Annotated in this window: 17 protein-coding genes and 1 pseudogene; 6 read left to right on the top strand and 12 right to left on the bottom strand. The window is 64.1% G+C overall.

The features are described 5' to 3' along the window. Positions 1-23 precede the first annotated feature (23 nt). The gene (locus ACIOAU_RS04655) at positions 24-974 is read left to right on the top strand and encodes a site-specific integrase (protein ID WP_401180313.1); all 951 of its coding nucleotides are present in this window, start codon (positions 24-26) and stop codon (positions 972-974) included. On the opposite strand, the gene ACIOAU_RS04650 is transcribed toward ACIOAU_RS04655, so the two are convergent. Both ACIOAU_RS04650 and ACIOAU_RS04645 read right to left on the bottom strand, forming a co-directional pair. Then, positions 964-2,016 (bottom strand): SMP-30/gluconolactonase/LRE family protein, encoded by a 1,053-nt coding sequence (locus tag ACIOAU_RS04650; RefSeq protein WP_256585772.1) that lies wholly within the window; start codon positions 2,014-2,016, stop codon positions 964-966. The two genes, ACIOAU_RS04655 and ACIOAU_RS04650, sit on opposite strands and share 11 nt — an antisense overlap. Positions 2,017-2,073: 57 nt before the next feature. Then, positions 2,074-2,676 (bottom strand): annotated as a pseudogene (locus ACIOAU_RS04645) (SDR family NAD(P)-dependent oxidoreductase); the annotation flags it as partial. A gap of 267 nt (positions 2,677-2,943) precedes the next feature. Between ACIOAU_RS04645 and ACIOAU_RS04640 the strand changes: the two are divergent. After that, on the top strand, positions 2,944-3,915 hold the full coding sequence (locus ACIOAU_RS04640; protein WP_101319480.1) for a LysR substrate-binding domain-containing protein: 972 nt from the start codon (positions 2,944-2,946) through the stop codon (positions 3,913-3,915). On the opposite strand, the gene asnB is transcribed toward ACIOAU_RS04640, so the two are convergent. Genes asnB through ACIOAU_RS04605 form a run of 7 tightly spaced genes read right to left on the bottom strand, consistent with a single transcriptional unit; the run spans position 3,904 to position 11,784 of the window. Then, positions 3,904-5,739 (bottom strand): asparagine synthase (glutamine-hydrolyzing), encoded by a 1,836-nt coding sequence (gene asnB, locus ACIOAU_RS04635; RefSeq protein WP_401180309.1) that lies wholly within the window; start codon positions 5,737-5,739, stop codon positions 3,904-3,906. The genes ACIOAU_RS04640 and asnB overlap by 12 nt on opposite strands. Before the next feature lie 12 nt (positions 5,740-5,751). Next, on the bottom strand, positions 5,752-7,134 hold the full coding sequence (locus tag ACIOAU_RS04630; RefSeq protein ID WP_401180306.1) for an amidase family protein: 1,383 nt from the start codon (positions 7,132-7,134) through the stop codon (positions 5,752-5,754). Then, the gene (locus ACIOAU_RS04625) at positions 7,121-8,101 is read right to left on the bottom strand and encodes an AMP-binding protein (protein WP_401180303.1); all 981 of its coding nucleotides are present in this window, start codon (positions 8,099-8,101) and stop codon (positions 7,121-7,123) included. The genes ACIOAU_RS04630 and ACIOAU_RS04625 overlap by 14 nt, the downstream gene beginning before the upstream one ends. Before the next feature lie 11 nt (positions 8,102-8,112). Further along, the gene (locus ACIOAU_RS04620; protein WP_103437340.1) at positions 8,113-8,397 is read right to left on the bottom strand and encodes an acyl carrier protein; all 285 of its coding nucleotides are present in this window, start codon (positions 8,395-8,397) and stop codon (positions 8,113-8,115) included. Continuing rightward, positions 8,394-8,801 carry a hypothetical protein gene (locus ACIOAU_RS04615; protein ID WP_150569239.1) on the bottom strand — a complete coding sequence of 136 codons (408 nt, stop codon included), beginning with the start codon at positions 8,799-8,801 and terminating at the stop codon, positions 8,394-8,396. The genes ACIOAU_RS04620 and ACIOAU_RS04615 overlap by 4 nt, the downstream gene beginning before the upstream one ends. A gap of 11 nt (positions 8,802-8,812) precedes the next feature. Continuing rightward, positions 8,813-10,546, bottom strand: coding sequence for a prenyltransferase/squalene oxidase repeat-containing protein (locus tag ACIOAU_RS04610; RefSeq protein ID WP_401180300.1), 1,734 nt, complete (start codon positions 10,544-10,546; stop codon positions 8,813-8,815). Next, positions 10,543-11,784: a phenylacetate--CoA ligase family protein gene (locus ACIOAU_RS04605; RefSeq protein WP_259407037.1), complete on the bottom strand. Its 1,242-nt coding sequence runs from the start codon at positions 11,782-11,784 to the stop codon at positions 10,543-10,545. Before ACIOAU_RS04605 ends, ACIOAU_RS04610 begins: the two co-directional genes overlap by 4 nt. Before the next feature lie 371 nt (positions 11,785-12,155). Here ACIOAU_RS04605 and ACIOAU_RS04600 point away from each other — a divergent pair, with 371 nt between their 5' ends. Together ACIOAU_RS04600 and ACIOAU_RS04595 are read left to right on the top strand one after the other, a co-directional pair. Beyond that, the gene (locus ACIOAU_RS04600) at positions 12,156-13,391 is read left to right on the top strand and encodes a 3-deoxy-7-phosphoheptulonate synthase (RefSeq protein WP_401180299.1); all 1,236 of its coding nucleotides are present in this window, start codon (positions 12,156-12,158) and stop codon (positions 13,389-13,391) included. Continuing rightward, on the top strand, positions 13,382-14,566 hold the full coding sequence (locus tag ACIOAU_RS04595) for an MFS transporter (protein ID WP_150569235.1): 1,185 nt from the start codon (positions 13,382-13,384) through the stop codon (positions 14,564-14,566). The genes ACIOAU_RS04600 and ACIOAU_RS04595 overlap by 10 nt, the downstream gene beginning before the upstream one ends. Here ACIOAU_RS04595 and ACIOAU_RS04590 read toward each other — a convergent pair. Next, positions 14,557-15,699, bottom strand: a complete 1,143-nt coding sequence (locus ACIOAU_RS04590) for a glycerate kinase (protein WP_401180296.1) — start codon at positions 15,697-15,699, stop codon at positions 14,557-14,559. The two genes, ACIOAU_RS04595 and ACIOAU_RS04590, sit on opposite strands and share 10 nt — an antisense overlap. Before the next feature lie 114 nt (positions 15,700-15,813). Continuing rightward, a complete protein-coding gene (locus ACIOAU_RS04585; protein ID WP_401180294.1) occupies positions 15,814-16,911 on the bottom strand; it encodes a sugar diacid recognition domain-containing protein in 1,098 nt (365 codons plus the stop codon). A 161-nt stretch (positions 16,912-17,072) separates the two neighbouring features. On the opposite strand from ACIOAU_RS04585, the gene ACIOAU_RS04580 reads away from it, so the two are divergent. Then, positions 17,073-18,401, top strand: a complete 1,329-nt coding sequence (locus tag ACIOAU_RS04580) for an MFS transporter (RefSeq protein WP_401180291.1) — start codon at positions 17,073-17,075, stop codon at positions 18,399-18,401. A gap of 39 nt (positions 18,402-18,440) precedes the next feature. On the opposite strand, the gene ACIOAU_RS04575 is transcribed toward ACIOAU_RS04580, so the two are convergent. Next, positions 18,441-18,974, bottom strand: a complete 534-nt coding sequence (locus tag ACIOAU_RS04575) for a cupin domain-containing protein (RefSeq protein WP_181106235.1) — start codon at positions 18,972-18,974, stop codon at positions 18,441-18,443. Between the two features lie 158 nt (positions 18,975-19,132). On the opposite strand from ACIOAU_RS04575, the gene ACIOAU_RS04570 reads away from it, so the two are divergent. Then, on the top strand, positions 19,133-21,061 hold the full coding sequence (locus ACIOAU_RS04570; protein WP_401180288.1) for a sigma-54-dependent Fis family transcriptional regulator: 1,929 nt from the start codon (positions 19,133-19,135) through the stop codon (positions 21,059-21,061). Positions 21,062-21,067: the final 6 nt, after the last annotated feature.

The raw sequence follows: 21,067 nt of genomic DNA, 5'->3' as shown, positions 1-21,067 counted from the left end.
AGTTCACCACAATCCTGCCCCCCATGACCGACATCGAGCGCTACGTCCGCGCCGCCACGCGTGACAATACCCGGCGCAGTTACCAGGCCGCCGTCGAGCATTTCGAGGTGCGTTGGGGCGGTTTTCTGCCGGCCACCGCCGACAGTATCGCCCGCTACCTGGTCGAGCACGCTGAACAGCACGCGGTCAGTACGCTGCGCCAACGCCTGGCGGCCCTGAGCCAATGGCATATCAGCCAGGGCTTTCCCGATCCGACCAAGGCACCCTTGGTGCGGCAGGTCCTGCGCGGCATACGCTCCTTGCACCCGGCGCCGGCCAAACAGGCCGCGCCGCTGTTGCTGCAACATCTGCAGACCGCCGTCGCACGCTTTGAACAAGAAGCGCAGCTGGCGCGTGAACGAAATGACATGCCCGGCTTGTTACGTGCGCGCCGGGATGCGGCCTTGCTACTGCTCGGTTTTTGGCGTGGCTTGCGCGGCGATGAGCTGGCACGCCTGCGCGTCGAGCATATTCAGGCCCAGGCCGGTGTCGGCCTTACCCTGTACCTGCCGCGCAGCAAAGGCGACCGCGAGGCACTTGGCGTACAGCACCGCACCCCGGCGCTGAAAGCGTTGTGCCCGGTGACGGCTTACCTGCAATGGCTGGAAGTGGCGGGCATTGCCCATGGCCCGGTGTTTCGCAAGCTCGATCGCTGGGGCAACCTGGGCCAGGCGCCACTCAACAGCAACAGCCTGATTGCCGTGCTGCGTGGCATGCTCGAACGCGCCGGGGTGCCCGCCTCACTGTATAGCGGCCACTCACTGCGACGCGGTTTCGCCACCTGGGCCACAGCCAATGGCTGGGAGTTGAAGTCGTTGATGAGCTATATCGGCTGGAAGGACGCCAAATCCGCGCTGCGCTACATCGATGCAGCGCAGCGCTTTGGCGATCTGGCGGTGTTGCCCGCGGCGCAGGAGCGCTTGCTCATTCCTTGAACGGGTGGCGGGCAATCCCCGCCACTTCCGGGCGGATCATGTACAGGTCACCTGCATCCGGATAGTCGAGCAGCTGCGCCGGGGTCATGCCAAAGCGGGCGGTGGTGATGTACAGCGTGTCCAGCTCCGGGCCGCCAAAGCAGCAGCTGGTCGGCCGCGGCACCGGCATTACCACCTGGTCGCTGAGGTGACCGTGGCGGTCGTAGCGCAGCAGGCAACTGCCGTTGAACTGGCACACCCAGATGCCGCCTTCCTTATCTAGCGCAATGCCATCCGGGCGACCCAGCTCGGCCGGGGTTTCGGCAAACAGGCTGATCTCGCCCAGCACGCCACCGGCGAGATAATCAGCACGGTAGATCGAGCGCGCCACCGAATCGACGAAGAATAGCGTCTGGCCGTCTTGCGACCACGCCAAACCGTTGGGCAAGGACATCTCGCGATGGATCACTTCGGCATGCATTTCGTGATCGAAGCGGTACAGTGCGCCGGTCTTGCCGCTGGGGCCTTCATCCATCAGGCCGGTGACAAAGTGGCCCTGTGGATCACAGGCGCCGTCGTTGAAGCGGTAACTGGAGCGGTGATGCACGGGCGCCGAATACTGACGCACCTTGCCTTCGCCAAGGTCCAGCAGCGCAGCACTGGCATCCTCGGTGAAGATCAGATTGCCTTGGTCGGTCAGGGCCAGAGCGCCAATTTTCGCAGCGGATTCGTAAACCCGTTCGACATCGCCCTGCGGCGTCAGGCGGTTGATGCGTCCGCCGGAAATATCGACGAAATAGAGGACGCCGCTGTGCGCATCCCAGACCGGGCTTTCACCAAGATCGGCACGGGTACGGGCGACTTTGACTGGCGCGTAATGGCATTCCTTGATGCTACTCCAGCGCTCGGCGACTTCGCTGAGGCTGGCGGCTTCTACCCGGGCCAGATCGCGAGGATAGCTGACGCCGCTGTTCTCGCAGAAACGTGTAGCGGTGAACTGGCCGTTGCTGGCGCGCAGGATGTAGCCGGTGTCGCGGCACAGTTCACTGGCCAGGTAGAGCAGGCCTGGGGTCACCCATTCAGGCTTGAGGTCCTCACTGGGCTGGCTCACCCCCCACATGCGGGTCTTGGCCACAGGCGAAATCGCATTGACCAGGATGCCGTGGGCCAGGCCTTCCATGCTCAGTGCATTCATGATCCCGACCTGGGCCATCTTGCCTGCGGCATAAGCTACCAGCCCTGGCTGGGCATAGCGCTGGTACATGGCGCGGTCAGAGGTGGTCAGTACGACTCGCGGCGCCGCCGAGCGCTTGAGGTGCTTCCAGGCATGCTTGGCCAACCACACCGGCGCATGCACGCTGATGCCCAGAGCGCGTTCGAGAAATGCCTCCTGCTGGTCTTCGATGTCCTGATAGCCGACCCAGCCGGCATTGTGAATGAGGATGTCGAGCTGGCCGAACTGCTCGATGGCAAGCTCGATCAATTGCTGGCAACCCGCCTCATCGTCCAGCCGACCAATGTGGGCAACCACCTCGCCACCCTGGGCCTTGAGAGCCTGCAACGCTTCAGTTACCAGTGCCTGATCTTCGCCTTCGCCAGCGCGATCGGTGCCCAGGTCACTGATCACTACCCGTGCGCCCTGAGCCAGCAGTGCCTTGGCGTAATCCAGGCCAAGCCCCTGGCCTGCACCGGTAATAATCGCGACTTTATTTGTGAATGGCATCGACGAATCCCCCCGATTCTCATTCACAGACAATAACAATAAAAAAATCAATGACTTAATACTAAAAGCATGCAAACTTGATATCTAATAGATATCACCGAAACCCCGCAAGCGGATGACCGAGCCCCACCGGGTTACTCATATAGATAGCAACAGCCCGGGCGAGCAGGCTTCTGCGCCGCCCAAGCACACATTATGATGGCGCGCCTGCAGAAGTCCTGTGAGCACACGCCCCTGCACCAGTTCGCCTCGATGAAGGAAAGTAGAATGATCGAGACCCGTTTGCTCAGGCAGTTCATCGCCGTGGCCGAGGAGTTGCACTTTCACAAGGCAGCTATTCGTCTGCACATGGCGCAGCCGCCTTTGAGCCAAGCGATCAACCGCCTCGAGGACAAACTCGGCTTCAGCCTGTTTCTGCGCAACAAGCGCGGGGTCAAGCTGACCGCCGCTGGCATGGCATTTCTGGAAACCGCTTATCGCACCCTCAAGGAACTCGAGCAAGGCATCGAGTACGCCCGCAATGTCTCCGAGGGCGTGTGCGGCAAGCTGACCATCACGGCCATTTCGATTGCCTACTACGAGTCGCTGCTGAACTCGCTGCGGCGCTTTCGCGAAAGCTACCCGAACGTGCGCCTGACCATCCGTGAAATGCCGTCGGCGGCCCAGGCCGCCGCCTTGTTGGCCGGCGAAGCCGACATCGCCTTCATGCGCAAGCTGCCACTGCCGCCGGATATCATCGAATCACGCCTGATTCTCAATGAACAGATCGTGATGGCCTTGCCGGCCCATCACGAAAAGGCCCGCCACGCCAACGTCGACCTGCGCGAATTCGCCGAAGAAGACTTCGTGTTCACTCCGCAGGCATTGGGTAATGGCTACTACAGCCAGCTGATGGCGCTGTGCGAGTCGGCAGGCTTCTATCCCAAGGTGGTGCAGGAAGCGTCGCAGATTCACACCTTGATCGGTTTGGTCGCCTGTGGCTTCGGTGTAGCCCTGGTGCCGGAATCGATCGCCAACTCGACGCTGCGCGATCGGGTCCTGTTCCGCCCGATCAAGCCTGTTGGTGATCAGCCCAACGCCAGCATGGGCCTGTACATGAACTGGAACAACCAGAACGCTTCGCCGGCGCTGGGCAGTTTCATCTCGATGCTGGACCTTGGCGCACCGAAGTGTTTCAGCGACACCCTCCTCGACCTCGCGGCCCAGGAGAGCATCCTCAAGCGCGATCTACACCGATAGCTGGTTATGGCGCAGCCAGGCATCCAGTGCCAGTGCTGTTTCCAGGTTGTTACGGCGCAGCTGCGAGTTGAAATAGCCCTCGGCGTGATCCAGTTGCGTGATTAGCTGAGCTCGATCGATGACCGCGAACGCCGGACTGTCAGCCGTTGCCAGCAGCTGCCGGGTGCGCTCGCGCAGGAAGCGCTCGTAGGCGAGGTTTGCCGAGGTCGGATAAGGGCTTTTCTTGCGCGCCAGCACTGCCGGTGGCAGTAGATCAGCCGTCGCCTGTTTGAGCAGCCACTTTTCCTCGCCTCCTCTACCTTTTATCGACCACGGCACGTTGTGCACGTACTCGACCAGCTCATGATCGGTATACGGCACACGCACCTCAAGGCTGGCGGCCATGCTCAGGCGGTCCTTGCGGTCGAGCAGGATCGGCAGCCAGTGGTGCAGGTGCAGGTGGCTGATCTCGCGCATGCGCCGCTCGACAGCGTCGTCGCCCGGCAGATGCTGCACTTGATCCAGTGCCTGGCGATAGGCGCTGTCCTGATAGCCGGCAAAATCGCAGTGGCGGTTGAAGTCCGGGTTGATCAGTTCTGCCTGCAGCAGTTGCATCCGTGACAGCCACGGCATCCGCGCCGCAGCGATGGCCTGCGGATCGCGACACCAGGCATAACCGCCAAACACCTCGTCCGCGGCCTCGCCTGAGATCGCCACCGTCGAGTGGCCACGGATGGCTTTGAACAGCAGATACAGAGAGGTATCGACATCGCCAAAGGTCGCCGCTGAATCATTGGCCAGGTACACCGCCTGCCTGGCCTGATCGGCAACCAGCTCGCGGTTATCGATAAGGATGGTCTGGTGCTGGCTGCCGATATGCGCGGCGGCGGCCAAGGCATACGGCTCGTCGCGCTCCGGGCGGAAGGCATCGGCCTGGAACTGCTCGGCCTGGCCGACAAAATCCACCGAGAACGAATTGACCGTACCGCCCTGTTCGGCCTGCAACTTGCGCTGGGCCATCGCTGTGAGAATGGTCGAGTCAAGCCCGCCGGACAGCAACGAGCATACCGGTACGTCGGCATACAGCTGCTCGCCCAGCGCTTTACCCAACAGTTCGCGGGTGCGCTCAATGGTGCTTTGCAGGTCGTCCTGATGCTCACGTCGTTGTAACTGCCAATAGCGCTTGAGCTTGACCTGGCCGTTCGGCCGCCACGATAGCCGATGCCCCGGTGGCAGCTCGCGAATGCCGCGCAGCGCCGTGCGCGAGGTGCCCCGCGACAAGCTCAGGGCATCGACCAGCCCCACCACGTCGAGCTGTTTGCTGAAATCCGGATGGGCCAGAATCGCCTTGATCTCCGAGCCGAACAGCAGGCCCTGGCCATGTTCGGCGTAGTACAGCGGCTTGACCCCGAGGCGATCGCGTACCAGCAGGAAGTGCCCGTCCCGCTCGTCGAACACGGCAAAGGCGAACATTCCCGACAGCTGCTCGCTGCAATGCTCGCCCCATTCCAGGTACGCATGCAGCACCACTTCGGTGTCGCTGCGGGTCTGGAACTGATGCCCGGCCAGACGCAGCCGCTCGCGCAATTCGTTGTGGTTGTAGACCTCGCCGGTATACACCAGCGCCACTTGCTGGCCATTGCCGAAGCGGTAAGTCATCGGTTGTACGCCGCCAGCAAGGTCGATGATCGCCAACCGCCGGTGGCCGAGCAAGGCATGCCGGTGGCGCCAGCTGCCGCTGGCGTCCGGGCCGCGCAGGGCCAGGGTGTCGGTCATGGCCGCCAGCAGCGGCGCGTGTTGCTCCAGGTCGCGACTGAAGTCGACCCAGCCTGTAATTCCACACATGGTTGCCGCTCCTTATTGACCAGCCTCAGCGGCCGGCACCCGCCCGACCAGCGCTTGTAGGCGCTTGGCGATGTCCAGCAACTGCCGCTCGCTGTCGCGTCGGCCCATGATCTGCACCGACAGCGCTGCTTTGCCATCCGGGCTCAGGCAGATCGGCACGGTGATAGCCGGCAGGCCGCTAAAGCTGGCCAGCGGGGTGAAGCTGATCTTCTGTGAGTAGTCGGTGTCAGCAGGTGATGGGATGGTCGAGTCGCCGGGCTGCGGATCACGCCGGTCGAACGGCCGATTGGGGTCCATCGGGAATACCACGAAGTCCACCTGGGCGTTATCGAACCAGCTGTCGATGCCTGCGCGAACGCTGTCCATACGTTGCTGGATGGCGTTGTACTCTTCCTCGCTGACACCGGCACCGACGGCCAGCGCGCTCTGCGTCGACCAGTGCAGCTCGCAGTCGAACACCTGCTGCCACGCCGCAGAGGCCAGCCACGCATCACGGGCACAGAGTTGCCAGGCGTCGCCGCGGCACGCCCACAGTTCAGGCATGTCGACATCACTGTCGGCCATTTCAAGCTGCACCACGGCGCTGCGCGCCTGAGCCAGCATGGCGAGCATCTGCGCGCTGGTCAGGCCCGGCTCATGCACATGGCTGAGGAAACCGACCCGGTACTGCTGCTTGAGCGGCAGTTGCTCGCCGAGCAGACCATCGATGCCAAGCATCGGTAGCAGCAGGTCGAGGTCATCGGCGCTGCGGGCGACCCAGCCAAGGGCGTCCATGCGCGGAGACAGGGGGAATACGCCGGCCAGATTCCCGGCCTTGTGCGTCATGCGCAAGCCGACCATGCCGCAGTGCGACGCAGGCCAGCGGACCGAGCCGAGCACATCGGTGCCCAGCGAGATATCACACAGCCCAGCCGCCACCGACACCGCGGAACCTGTGCTCGAGCCCGAAGGGTCGATGCTCGGGTAAAGCGGGTTGCGGCAACCGCCACCAAAGGCGATGTTCAGTTCGGTGGTGGTCACCTTGCAGGTCAAGGCCACCCGTGGGTCCAGCCAGGTCAGTGCTTCGGCGCTGCGCGCTGGATAGTGACGGTAGCTGCGCAGGCCCAGTCGGGTCGGCAAACCCGCAACGTCAACGGTGTCCTTGACGCCCAGGCGGAACCACGGCGACTCGGCCGGGCGGGTGCTGACCAGGCAACGGTAGTGGCCGTCGGCATGCACCGCCCATTGCTCATACTGCGCTGCCCAATCGGCGGCCAGTGCTGGATTGGCCTGCAGTTGCGCATAGCGCTCACGCAGGGTCAGGGCCAGGTAATTGGGCACCTGTTGGCCAACTGCTGCGGGACCGCAGTTGGCCAGGTAGGCGTCGATAGCATTGTCGGTTTTAACGTATGACATCGGTGTATTCCTTGACAGTTGATGCCGCCGCCCAGGCTTGTGGCTTGCCTGTGGCAGACAGCGGTAAGTGATCGACGTGATGGATATGCAGCGGCCGCGGCGTGCCGGGCGTGAGCTGAGAAAACGCAGCCAGCACAGCCCCGCTGCTGACTGACGAATCGCCCAGCACTATGGTGTAGGCCTCGCCACGCAAACCGTCGCGTAGCGGCACACAGGCCAGGCTTGCGCAGCCCAGCAGCGTGCCCAGTTCGGCGCCTAGCCGGGCCAGGTCGAGGCGAACGCCATTGACCTTGATCAGGCTGCTGACCCGGCCCAACCACTGCACCCGGCGCGGGTCGAGGACCTGCACCAGGTCGTCACAACGGTGGCTTGGCGCTGCGCAGGCCTGGCCCTGCTCACGGGCAATGCGTGGGCTGGCGATTTCCAGGGGCGCGGGCTGGCCAGCGGGCGTCAGTAGCTGAACGTCGTCAAGCAAGGTCCACGGCTGCTCCGGCGTGCTACTGGCATCCAGTTCGCGGACGGCAATCGCGCCGGTTTCGGTCGAGCCGAGCACCTCGATGAAACGCACCTGCGCACCGGCAAACTGCTGGGCCACAGCCAGTGCGCCGGGTGGCAACATCGATGCACTGTGCACGATCAACAGCGGGCGCTGGCCAGCCAGGCGCTTGAGCAGCGCTGGCAGCAGTTTCCAGGTACTGGCAATGGCCAGGATCACGCACTGGCCGTGGCCAGCCAGCGTTGGCAGTTGTTGTTGTTCGAACGAGCACAGCTGTAGCGCCGCCCCATGTACGCGCGCACCGGTTTCGCCGAGGATCTGCCCGTAGCTGTGGCTGACCGGCGCAAAGCTGATGATCTCGCTGACCTGCGGCGCCCAGCGCTGATAGATCAGCCGCGCCTCTTGCTCCATTTGCGCGCGGCTGCGCAGCCATTGGCGCGGCGCGCCGCTGGAACCAGAAGTTTGGAACACCTGCTCGGCGCTCACTCGGCGGCCTGCAGGGTGAGCTGGTCTTCGACCTTCTGCGCAACGAAGCGCTGCATCTTGTCCAGAGTCTCGAACCAGAAGCGCACATCGTCGCTGAGGTAGTCCACCTCGATGCTGAAGCGGTCCTCGACGGCAGTAATCACCTCAACTGCCATCAGGCTGTCGAAGCGCTCACCGAGAAAGTCGCGAAAGCTGGCCTGGCTGTCGATGCCGAGGACCTCGGGGCCGAGCAGTTGGGCAAGAGTCTGGCGGATCTGGAGTTCGATGGAGGGGGTATTCACGAGCCGGTGCTTCCTTGTTGAGTGCTTGCGTTGATCAATGCCGCGCCCGCGCTGTAGAACACCTGTTCAGGCGCGATCGGGTCGAATTGCAGATAGATGAAAGCTGTGCTGTAGCGGCTGCGCAGCCCCGCATACAGGCCGTCGGCCAGGGTCTGCTGCGCGAGCATGTCGCGCTCGCTGGAGAGTGTGATGCGCACATGAAACTGCGCGGGCTGGCCGTCACGGTCCTGGCTGGGCAAAGGCATGCCGGCGCTGAACACGCAGTCCAGCGGCAGCGGCGCGAAGAACACCATGCAGTGCGCGGGGTCGGCGCCCAGGCTCTTGAGAACGCGGGTAAAACCCAGTGCAATGCGCTTGCGCTCGATCAGCGGCAGCGGCGCGCAGGCGACGGTAATGGTCGGCATGCTTGGTGTCCTTATGACAGTTGCAGGTTGGGCAAATGGCGGCGGCTGCCGTCGACGAATGCCTGCAGCAGACGGCCCAGGCAGGTCGACAGCGCATCACTACCCTCCAGATACAGCGGCGACCAGGCAAAGCCTTGCGCGGTGCTCACCTTGTCGAGGAAGAAGCGCAGGTGAGCGATGTCCACCGGCAGCTCGAATGCCAACGCCATGGCCACCGCCTGATAGGTGCTGAGCAGGTCGGGGATACGTTGACCGTGATTGGCGAAGCCACCCTGACGAACCTTGTGCGCCGCCAGCAGCACTGCCGCAGCCTGCTGCACGGGGTGGCCGAGATAGGCAAGGCAACTGAGCGCCTGCAAACCGGCGCGCAGCGATGACGCGCCCCGCGGATAGGCGCTGTAGGTCAGCCGCCCGCTGTCTTCATGCTGACAGGTGCCGACAAACCGCTGCAGGCCATCCAGCGCCACACCGCTGTTGTCTCCCAGCGACTGCAGGATGGCCACCGCAGCTGCGGTCGAGACCATATCCGAGCCGCGGCCTTCCCAGAAGCCAAAGCCGCCGTCCGGATTTTGCAACGAGGCCAGCCATTGGCCGATTGCCTGACGGGCCTGCGGCTGTCCGGCAAACGCCCCGGCTGCCAGTCCCCAGGCCGTGCAGCGCACCTCGGCACCGCGCCCGGGCATGTACATGATCCCGGCCTCGTTGGGCATCTGGCAGCCTTCGATCCAGCGCAACGCTGCATCACGCTGGCCGCTGTCGAGGCTGCCGCCGAGGATCCCGGCGGCGCTGGTCAGAACATCCGCCGCCGTGCTCGCTTCGCGGTAGGTATAGCCGCCACCCGGTGTGGCCAGGCTGGCGATATAGTCAGCGACTTCATCGGCCAGCCAGGCGACTGGCTGCCCGAGTGCCTTGAGTGAGCCCACTGCGCAGAACACCGCCCAGACATCCTCGCCGTCATATCCCTGCCAGCGGACAAAACCGCCTGCGCTGCTGCGCCGGGCAACGATCCAGTCGCTGCAACGCTGTGCGTCCAAAGGTAGTGCGTGCAACTCTGCCAGGCTTGCAGTGGCCCGGTAGGTTGCCCACAGGCACGCCGACTCGGCCGACTCGCTGAAGCGAAAGCCGCCGTCAGCCAGCTGCTGCGCCTGCAACCAGGCGATCAAACGCGTGCGGTCCCACGCAGGCGCCGGCAGCCCGGCTCGTTGCAGTGCGCGGGCGGCCATCACGCCATAAAAGCAGGCGCGGGTATCGGCGACATCGCGCTCGGCAAACTCAGCCGACCAGCTCAGGCCACCATTGGCGCATTGCAGACCCTCAAGCCAGCGGTACAGCGGTTCACGCTGCTGGACCTCGCCGTGGCAGACTTCGAGCAAGGTGCGCAATGTGTAATGCGTGGCCCAGGCATCTGCCGTCTGGCCCGGGCACATGGCGTAGGCGTCGCCATCGAACAAGGTGTGCAGCCATGCGGCAGTGGCGTCTGTGTCGCTGACTGGCGCCGCCAGATCCTTGAGGGTTTCGGTGCAATAGAACGTGGCCCAGGCATCGGACGGCATACCCTTGCTCCAGGCATAGCCGCCATCACGGTTGCGCCGTGACTGGATATACGCCTGCAGCTGCGGCACATCGGCACTGCCCAGGCGCTCGACCCAGGCCAGGCTGCGGATCGCAGCGTAGGTGCACCAGAGGTCAGCCTGATGATTGGCCAGGCCCTGCCCTTGCGGAAATTTCGGCAACACCGCGCTCATTGCGCACCGCCAACAAAGCGCAGATTGGTCTTTTTCCAGCTCTTTTGCGAAGCGCCGCTCTTGCTCAACACCGACAGGTTGTTGATGAACAGGATGCGGCTCCAGCGCAGGCGCATGTGAGCTTGCGAATGGGCCTGCAAGCGCGCCTCGATCGCCGCCTCCTGACCAGTGTCCCAGAGCACATCGCGCTCCAGGATCAGCGCGGCGCTGTCCTTGTCGCGGTCGACTTCGATCATGTAGCCCGTGGCGTCGCAGTTGCCGTAAACGACTTCCTCGACGGCGCGAATATCCAACGCCACGCCGCCGACTACCACGGCATCGTTGTCGCGGCCATTGATCAGCAGGCTCGGGCTGAGCTGGCCGGCCTCGCAGGCGCCGCTGATGGTCACGCTGTCACCGGTATCCAGGCGCAGCAAGGGCCGCGCATACAGGTTCAGCGGCGTTACCACCAGACGCCCGCTGAGACCTTGCGCCAGCGGCACCAGTTGGCCGTCCTCCAGCAGCAGTTCGAAGTAGTTGGTGGTGCAGGCCAGACGCATCTGTTGATCTTCGCCAACTGTCGCCAGGGTGCCGGTCTCGGTACTGCCGTAACTGGCATCGAATACCTCGCACTGCCACCAGCGCGCCAGGCGCTGGCGGAATGGCTGGGTGTTGACCTCGCCCAGCAGCATGATCGTCTGCACCGACAGGGCGAAGCCGTCGAGCATCTCCCGCTGTTTAAGGTAGCGAGTCAGCTGGACCAGCACGCCAGGGGCAATGAACAGCACGCTCGGCTGGTAGGTGGCGAAGGTCTTGCACACCCGCTCCCAGTCGGTGATACCGGTGGTAAACGGGTACAGGCGCACGTGGGAGACGTCCAGGTAGTCGCAGACGTTGGCAATCAGATCGCCGACCGGGACGATATCCGACGGCATAAGGTTGGCGACCCTGGAGCCTGGTCTGAGCACCGCGCGCCATTGGCTGGCGACGCTGATGGCATTCCAGATGATGTCTTGCTTCAGGCGCGGGGTTGGCGTCGGTTCGCCGGTGGTGCCGGTGGTAGCGTAATAGCGCGCTGCATCACTCAGGCCGACCGTGCAAAAATCCAGCGGAGTGGCCTTGAGGCTGGCCTTGGGCGTGACCGGCAACAGGGCGAAGGCTGCGCTGCTGAACGGGCCGATATCCGCGTAATAGCGGCTGTTGCGAGCTCGTTCCCAGGCGGCCTGCAATTTGCCGGTGTAAAAATTCTGACAAGGCATATTTCTGCCGAACTGGCGAAGCTCGCCCTCGGCTGCCGCTACGACTGAATGGTCGTTTTCCTTGTGAACCAACATCGCCCCGCCCCTCTCGAATAAGTTGCGCCGAGAATTGGCGAGTGCAGACCTTGAGTAAAATACTTTTGGCGAACCGGCGGTGATAGGTCGCAAGTATTAATAGCCTTGGAAATACAACGATTTAGCCCATATCAAGGGCTACCGCCTGCTCCCCGTCCCCGTACGCTCTGGGGCAACTGCGCATATCAGATTGAGACCTTTATTGTATTTCCCCCGAGCTGTCGTCGCTGCGCACTATCGCCGCTCCTTGCAGCAGGTGCAGGGCGAACGACGACACTCAGGGAGCGACACCGATCATGCTGACCCAAGCCGCCAACGTGCTCGACGGCCCACTGGCCTGGAGCCTCAATTCCTGGCGCGACCGCAGCGCTGCGCAGCAACCGCTGTATCACGACCAACCTGCCCTTGAGCAGGCGCTGGCGAGCTTGCGCCAGGCCCCCGTGCTGGTCAGTCGGCAGTCGATCAGCCTGCTTACGGGCTTGCTGGCCCAGGCCCAGCAGGGCCGTGCGTTTGTCTTGCAAGGCGGTGATTGCGCCGAAGACTTCACCCAGACCGATCAGGCCGCGCTGAATCGCTTTCTGCAGCTGATGCAGCAGATGAGCCAGCTGCTGACGCGGGGTGTACAGCGGCCAGTGATCAAGATCGGCCGCCTGGCCGGGCAATACGCCAAGCCACGTTCCAGTGATATCGAAACCCGTGATGGCCTGAGTCTGCCAGTGTATCGCGGCGATATCGTCAACCAGGCCGAGTTCCGCGCAGCAGCGCGGCGGGCAGATCCGCAGCGCTTGCTTGCAGCCTATGCTCACTCGGCCGCGACCTTGCGCGACATCCGCACCCTGCAGGGTTTCATGGACAGCGATGGCCTTTGCGATCAGGCGCTGTTCATCTCCCACGAAGCCTTGCTGCTGGAATACGAGCAGGCGTTGACCCGGCAACAGGACGATGGCTGCTGGTTCAACCAGTCCACCCACCTGCCGTGGATTGGCCTGCGCACCGCCCAGCCCGACGGCGCCCATGTCGAATACCTGCGTGGGGTGAGCAACCCGGTGGCGGTCAAGGTCGGCGCCGAAACCTCGGCCAGCGCACTGCTGCAGCTGATCGAACAGCTTAACCCGCACAACCAGCCGGGCCGGCTGACGCTGATCCACCGCATGGGGGCGGCGCTGCTGGAACAGCACCTCGGGCCGCTGATCGACGCAGTAGAGCACGCTGGCGCACGGGTGTTGTGGCTGTGCGACCCCATGCACGGCAATACCCGCACCCTGCCCTGCGGCACCAAGACCCGCGCCTTCGATGACATCCTGGCGGAAATAGAGACGGCCTTCGCCGTGCATGCCTGGCATGGCTCGGTCCTCGGCGGGCTGCACCTGGAACTGACCGCTGAACCCGTGACCGAGTGCCTCGGCGGCCCAGGCCACCTGCAGCCGGCGGATCTGCACCGCTGCTATCTGAGCAAGGTGGATCCACGCCTGAATGGCGAACAGGCGTTGGCCTTGGCCCAGCACTTGAGCCGGATGCCGCCATGCCGTTAGCCATATACGTGTTTTCGCTGTGCACCTTTGCCTTCGGCTTGTCTGAGTTCGTGGTCGCCGGTCTGGTTTCGGCAATGGCGGGCGATCTGAGCAGTTCAGTCGCTGCGGTGGGCGCGGCGATTGCGGCGTATGCGTTGGGTGCCGCCATCGGCGCACCGTTGCTGACTGCGGCGCTGGCGAGCTGGCGTGACCGCTCGCTGATGCTGCTGACGGTAGCAGTGCTGGGGGTGGGCAGCCTGCTGCTGGCAAGCGTTGAGCAGGTGTTGACCTTGCACCTGGTGCGCTTTGGGATTGGCCTCGCCCACGGCGTGTTCATGGCGCTAGCGGCCAGTGTCGCAGTCAAGCTGGTAGCACCCGCACAGGCTGGGCGGGCATTGTCGGTGGTATGGATGGGCTTGACGGTGTCGTTGGCACTCGGGGTACCGCTGGGCACGCTGCTGGGCAGCTTCTGGTCGTGGCGGGTGATATTTGTCGCGCTGGCGCTGCTCGGTTGTTTGAGCTTGATCGGCTTGCTGCGTTGGATGCCGGTTCAGGCCGGTGCGGCGGATGCTCAGCCTGGCGCGGGGCTGAGCGGCCTGCGGGCCGTGCTACTGCGGCCGTTGTTGTCCGTTGCCGCGGTGTCCATGCTGGTCAGCGTCGCGGTGTTCAGCTTTTTCAGTTACGTGTCGCCGTACCTGCTGGAGGTGAGCCAGGCCGGGCCACGCTTGTTGAGTGCGGGCATGCTGCTGTTTGGCGCGTGCACGATTGCTGGCAATCTGGTTGGCGGATATGCCGGCGACCGCTTTGCGATAAACCGCAGCCTGTTGCTGGCCCTGCTCATGCTGGTGGTCACACTGATGCTGCTGTATGTGTTCAGGCAGTCGCCATGGGCCGTGCTCGGCCTGGTCGGGGTGCTGGGGGCAGTGTTCTTCGCCATCGTCACACTGTCCACGTTGCGCCTGCTCAACCTGGCCAAAAGCGTGGCGCCGCACGCCAGCGGCGTGGCCTCGGGGTTGAACATTGCTGCGTTCAACCTCGGCACAGCGCTCGGCGGCGGGCTCGGTGGCCTTTTGATCGGTCAGCTCGGCCTGGCGTGGTTGCCGCTGGCAGGCGTTGGCGCCGGGCTGTTGGCAATTGCTGTGCTACTCAGCCAGACGCCTGCCGATGTGCCCTATGAAGCTGAAACTCAGCGCTGAGCCTTGGCGCACTGCCACAGCCGGGCAACATCGCTGGCGCGCGCCTGCAGCAGTGCCGGCGCCTCGCTGCACGCCTGAGCCAAGGTCATCGGCCCACTGGCCAGCGCAAACGCGGCATCGATGCCATGGGCGTACAGTTGCTGGTAACCCTCGCCCAGGGTGCCGGCCAGCACCACCACCGGCACACCATGACGTTTGGCAACCCTGGCCACGCCCATGGGCGTTTTGCCGCGCAAGGTCTGCGCGTCAAAGCGGCCTTCGCCAGTGATGACCAGATCGGCGCCCTGCACCAGTGCATCCAGCCCGGCCAGCTCGGCGACCACCTCCACTCCCGCGCGGAAACGCGCGTCCATGAATGCCTTGGCCGCAAAGCCCATGCCGCCGGCAGCGCCGCTACCGGGCGACTCCCTGAGGTCATTACCCAGCAGTTGCGCGCAGTGGTCGGCAAAATGGCCAAGGGCGAGATCCAGCGCTGTCACCTGCTCAGGGCTGGCGCCTTTTTGCGGACCAAAAATCGCCGAGGCGCCATTCGGACCACACAGTGGGTTGTCGACGTCTGCAGCGACTTCGACCTGCACCTGCGCCAGGCGCGGATCAAGCTCACTGGCGTCGATCCGGGCCAGTTGCGCCAAGGCCAGGCCGCCTTCGGCCAGCGCCTGGCCATCGGCGTCGAGCAAACGCAAGCCAAGGGCGCGGAGCATGCCGCTGCCGCCGTCGTTGGTGGCACTGCCGCCAATCGCCAGGACGATGCGTTGGGCCCCCGCGGTCAATGCCGCGCCGATCAATTCGCCGGTGCCCCAGGTGCTGCTGCGACAGGCGTCGCGCTGCTCGCCGGCGACCAACTGCAAGCCGCTGGCTTCGGCCATTTCGATGATTGCCGTGTGGCTCTCGGCGAGCCAGCCCCAACGGGCCTCGACCGTCTGCCCCAGCGGCCCGCGCACCGCTTGCCGGCGCAGCTCACCGTGGCTGGCCGCGACAATCGCCTGCAGCGTGCCTTCGCCGCCATCGGCCATCGGACACTCAACCAGTTCGGCCTCCGTCCACACCTCGGCCACCCCGCGCGCAATGGCCTGGGCGACGGCAGCAGCGTCGAGGCTGTCCTTGAACGAATCGGGGGCGATGACAATTTTCATGGGGATTCTCCTGATCCTGTTGCAGCGATGCTGACAGTTGCGTCATCCGCAGGCCTCGGTCAGATGCACAAAAGCCCGGCGCCGTTGTTTGGGCAAACGCCTTTGCCACTCAGCTCAGTCGGCGGGCAACAGCTGCAAGCCCAGATACAGGGTCAACATGCCGTCCAGCCGCTGTGGGTCGACTTCGCCCAGCTCGGCGATACGTTCCAGGCGATAGCGCAGGCTGTTGCGGTGGATGCCCAAGGCATCGGCACAGGCCTGGCTCTGGCCATCATGGGCGCACCAGGCGCGCAAGGTATTCAGCAACTGGCCGCTGGCGTCCTTGCTACGAATGCGCAGCAAGGGCTCGAGCAATTCATCCAGCGCGTCGTCGTTGCGGTGACGCCACAGCAGTGCTGGCAAGCGGTAGCGGGTCAGGTTCAGCAAGCGCTCGGCAGGCAGCACTTCGCGCCCGTAGGCAAGCAAATCACGCACCCGCCGGTAGCCGCGTCGCAATTGCTCAAGGCTTTGCGCTGCCGGGCCCACGGCCAGGCGCTGGACGTGCCAGCCATGGCGCTGCAACCGTTCGAGCAGACGCTGTTCATCCAGCGCGACCGCTGCCGGCCGACACCACAACAGCGACTGACGGGCCGGGCTGACGCACCAGCCATCCGGGTAACGGCTCATCAGCCAGGTGGCCAAGGCTTCTGCGGGCGGTCCGGACTCCAGCTCGAACAGGTACGGCACCCGTGCCAATTGAGGCTTGAGGCCAAGTTGCTGGGCCTCGTCGAGCAAACGCGTCGAATCACCACTACTGCCCAGCAACAATGCCAGCAAGTCATCACAGCGCTGGCGTCGCCATTGTTGCTCGACTTGCAGGTGACGCTGGGCCAGGAGCATTTCGGCGGTCATCCGCACCAGCTCGCCGTAGGTGCGCAATTGCTGCGGATCACCGGTCAGGCCGAGCACGCCGATCAAGCGGCCATCGAGCATCAGCGGCAGGTTGACGCCGGGCTGCACGCCCTTGAGGCACTTGGCCGCGTCATTATCGAGCTCGACGATCCGGCCATTGGCCAATACCAACTGGGCACCTTCATGGCGGGTGTTGATGCGCTCTGCTTCACCGCTGCCGAGGATCAGGCCCTGGCTGTCCATGACGTTGACGTTGCACGGCAGGATGGCCATCGCCCGGTCGACGATATCCTGCGCCAGGTCATGGTCCAGTTCGAACATTCAACGGTCCTTGCAGTGATAGGATTTGGGCCGCAGCACAGCGGCCAGCGCTGACACCAGTGCATAAGCACAAAGACAGCCGCGCTGCGCTCGCCGAGACTCGTCAGGCGAGCGCCGAAACAGGCGACGCGGTAACAATCATAACAACAGAGATCCCGATCATGGCACACAGCTCTGCCCCTGACCAAGGCCACGATAGCACCCGCAATGCGCTGTACCGGCGCATCACACTGCGGCTGATTCCATTCATTTTCATCTGCTACCTGTTCAACTACCTCGACCGCGTCAACGTTGGTTTTGCCAAGCTGCAGATGCTCGATGCACTGAAGTTCAGCGAAACCGTCTATGGCCTCGGCGCCGGGATTTTCTTCATCGGCTACGTGCTCTGCGGCCTGCCCAGCAACCTGGCGCTGAACCGCTTCGGGCCACGGCGCTGGATCGCCTTGATGATGATCGCCTGGGGCAGCCTGTCGACCTGCTTGATGTTCGTCACCACGCCGACCGAGTTCTACGCTCTGCGCCTGCTCACCGGCGCCGCCGAAGCCGGCTTCTTCCCGGGCGTGGTGCTGTACCTCTCGCGCTGGTTCCCCGCGGATCGACGCGGGCGGATCATGGCCCTGTTCATGTCGGCGATTCCGGTCTCGGGGCTGCTTGGCGGACCATTTTCGGGCTGGATTCTGCAGCACTTTGCCGCTGGCCAGCACGGTTTGGCCGGCTGGCAGTGGATGTTCCTGATCCAGGGCCTGCCGACGGTGGTGCTGGGCATGCTGGCGATCAAACTGCTCAGCGACGGTTACCAGAAAGCGCCGTGGCTCAGCCCGGCCGAGCGGCAGATCATCGAAACCGACCTTACCGCCGATGCAGCACGCAAGCCGGTCACCAGCGGTGACAGCGTGCTGTCGGTGCTGACCAATCCGCTGATCTGGACCTTTGGCTTCATCTACTTCTGCATCCAGAGCGGCGTGTACGCGATCAACTTCTGGCTGCCGTCGATCATCAAGAGCATGGGCTTTGACAACCCACTGCTGATTGGCTGGTTGAGCGCGATCCCGTACCTGTTGGCCGGCGTGTTCATGATTCTGGTAGGCCGTTCGGCTGACCTGCGCAACGAGCGCCGCTGGCACCTTGTGGTGCCGATGCTGATGGGCGCGATCGGCCTGCTGATCGCGGTCAACTTTGCCGGCCATCCGCCGATTGCCATTCTTGGTCTGTCGATCGCGACCATGGGCGCCCTCACTGGTTTGCCGATGTTCTGGCCGATGCCGACTGCCTTGCTCAGTGCTGCCACTGCGGTGGCTGGCCTGGCGATCATCAACTCGGTCGGGCAGATGGCGGGCTTCCTCAGCCCGTATCTGGTGGGCTTCATCAAGGATCAGACTGGTTCCACCGATGCTGCACTGTACTCGCTGGCCGGGCTGATCGTGATCGGCAGCCTGGTGGCCCTGCGCGTCACCCGTGCAGGCGCCTTGAGCAGCGCCCGCGCCGATTGAAACGGCTGACAGTTGCCGGGCCTGGCGCCCGGCAACACCTCACCGCCACAACTTTACTACCCCGCCCTCCTTGCCCAGCACCGGGTCCAGCTTCGGCAACGCCACCTTGGCAATCCGCGCTACCGCCTGCGCGTGGCCACGGGCGTTGGGCCGCTCGACCTCGTAGTCTTCCTGCCCCCGCGGGTAACCACCAACCACGACAAAGTCCTCACTGCAGGTCATGCAGCGATGGCCGGTGCCCGCCGGCAGCACCAGCACGTCTCCCGCTTTGACGCTGATGGTCTGCCCGGCGGTACCACCCAGGGTCAGCCGCGCTTCACCCTGCGCTACGCCAAGCACCTCGTGGGCGTTGGGATGGAAGTGGTGATAGGGAAACACCCCATCTCGCCATAACGCAGGCCACCCGTGCACCTCGAACAGCGCCTCAAAGGCCGCCGCTCGGTCCGTGCCGTGCGGCCACTGCATCGCATAAAGCAACACTGGCAACACGCTGTTTGGCGTCGAGCCGTCGTCGGCGAAACGTAGCTGGCGCGGCTCAACCGGCCGCGGCGCGATAGATTGCTGCTGGTCCATGATCTGCCCCTCACAGGCTTGTATTCTGTTGAGAAGCTTGAATGCCGTCAGGCGTTCCATTTCAAGCAGGCGCTCACTGCCTCAGGCTTTTGCGCTATGGTTGCAGTCTGACCGGCACTTCGAACCGGCCCACGACAATAACAGCACGGGGAGCGCCCATGACCGCGCCTGCCACCGACACCCGCGCCAGGGAACTGGCTGCGTTTATCGACTGCCACTTCGCCGAGCGCGGCCTCGCGCCGGAAGCGGTGATCGCCGAATCGTGGTTTCGCAGCATCAACCAGCACCACCTCGACCCAGGCCTGCGCCATGTCGACAATATCCTCAGCGCCGCCGAGATTCGCCAGCATCAGGCTCAGCACGAGGCCTACCTGAGCATCGCCGGGCAAGGCGTCAACGGCCTGGCCCGAAGGGTGGTCGATGCGGGCTTTGCCGTGCTGCTCAGCGATGCCGACGGCATTACTCTGGATGCGCGCCTGCCAGCCGATCACGACCGTTATTCACGCGCTGGGCTGATTGTCGGCGCGCGCTGGGACGAATCGATCGCTGGCACCAATGGCATCGGCACCGCGCTGGCGTCGGGGCAGGCGCTGACCATCCACCGCCAGGAGCATTTTCTTGCCGCCAACGCCCGCCTGAGCTGCTCGGTGTCACCGATCTTCGATGCGCAGAATCAGTTGCTTGGCTGCCTCAACGCAACCTGCCTGTTCAACGATGGGCCAAAACAGGCGCAGCACCTGACCCTGCACCTGGTTACGCTGTACGCGCGGCTGATCGAGAACACCCATTTCCGCCAACGTTACCGCGACCGTCTGACCCTGGCCCTCAAGCCTCGCGACGACATCACCGATCTGGCCAATGAGCAGCTATTGGCGCTGGATGAAGGCGGCCGGGTGATCGGCGCCAACCGGGCTGCATTCATGGCCCAGCCTGGCGGCCTGCTGGGCTTGCGCATCGAGCAGTTGCTGCCCGCGACTATCGATGAGCTGCTGATGCTCACCCGTGGCGGCGCTTGCGGCACCCAACTGCGCGAGCCTGGCAGCGAGCTGATCATCGAAGTCGGTTTGCGTGTGCCGGCCGGTTACGGGCTGCGCGCCAAGCCTGTGGCGCCGGCCCCAACTACAGCCCGCCACCCGACACTTGAGCAACTTGCCGGCGGCGACAGCCAGTTGCAGCAAAGCGTGCAGCGTCTGCGCAAGGTGCTGGACAAGGACATCTGTATCCTCATCACCGGTGAAACCGGCACCGGCAAAGAGGCCTTTGCCCGCGCCGTGCACCAGGCCAGTCGCCGTCAGGCCGGGCCGTTCGTTGCACTCAATTGCGCGGCGATCCCCGAGTCGTTGATTGAAAGCGAGCTGTTTGGCTACCGCAGCGGCAGCTTCACCGGCGCCAATCGCAAAGGCATGAAGGGCAAGCTGGAACTGGCCAATGGCGGCACGCTGTTCCTCGATGAGATCGGCGACATGCCTGCACACCTGCAAACCCGCTTGCTGCGGGTGCTGGCCGAGCGTGAGCTGCAACCCCTGGGGGCCGAAGCGCCAGTGGCGTTGGATATTCAGGTGGTGTCGGCGACTCACCAGGATCTGGCCAGCATGATTGCTGACAAACGCTTCCGTGAAGACCTCTTTTACCGTTTGTGCGGCATGCGCATGAGCCTGCCGGCGCTACGCCAGCGCAGCGATCGCGCCGAGTTGATCGAGCACCTGCTGCGACGGCTGCCCGAAGCGCAAGGGCTGCAGCTGGACGCCGAGGCTCACCGCTGCCTGCTGGGCCACCCTTGGCCTGGCAACGTGCGCCAATTGCTGAACGCGCTGCGCTACGCAGCCGCGCTGGCGGAGAATGGGGTGATAAGCCTGAATTGTCTGCCGGAGGAGCTGCTGGCGAGTGCGCCGCGGACGCCGGTCCTTGCACAGCCACTGCGCCTGGAGGCTCAGGTCGAGGATGCCGAAGCCCGGCATTTGCTCGATGTACTGCGGCGCGAGCGGTGGAATATCAGCGCGGCAGCAGACGCGGCGGGAATCTCCCGATCGACTCTGTACCGCAAGATGAAACGACACGCAATCGTGCCGCCGAATCAGGCTGACTGAGCGCAG

The sequence above is a fragment of the Pseudomonas sp. NPDC088322 genome (assembly GCF_044740745.1).
Lineage (GTDB): Bacteria > Pseudomonadota > Gammaproteobacteria > Pseudomonadales > Pseudomonadaceae > Aquipseudomonas > Aquipseudomonas shirazensis.
This window is presented reverse-complemented; position numbering and strand designations above follow the sequence as displayed.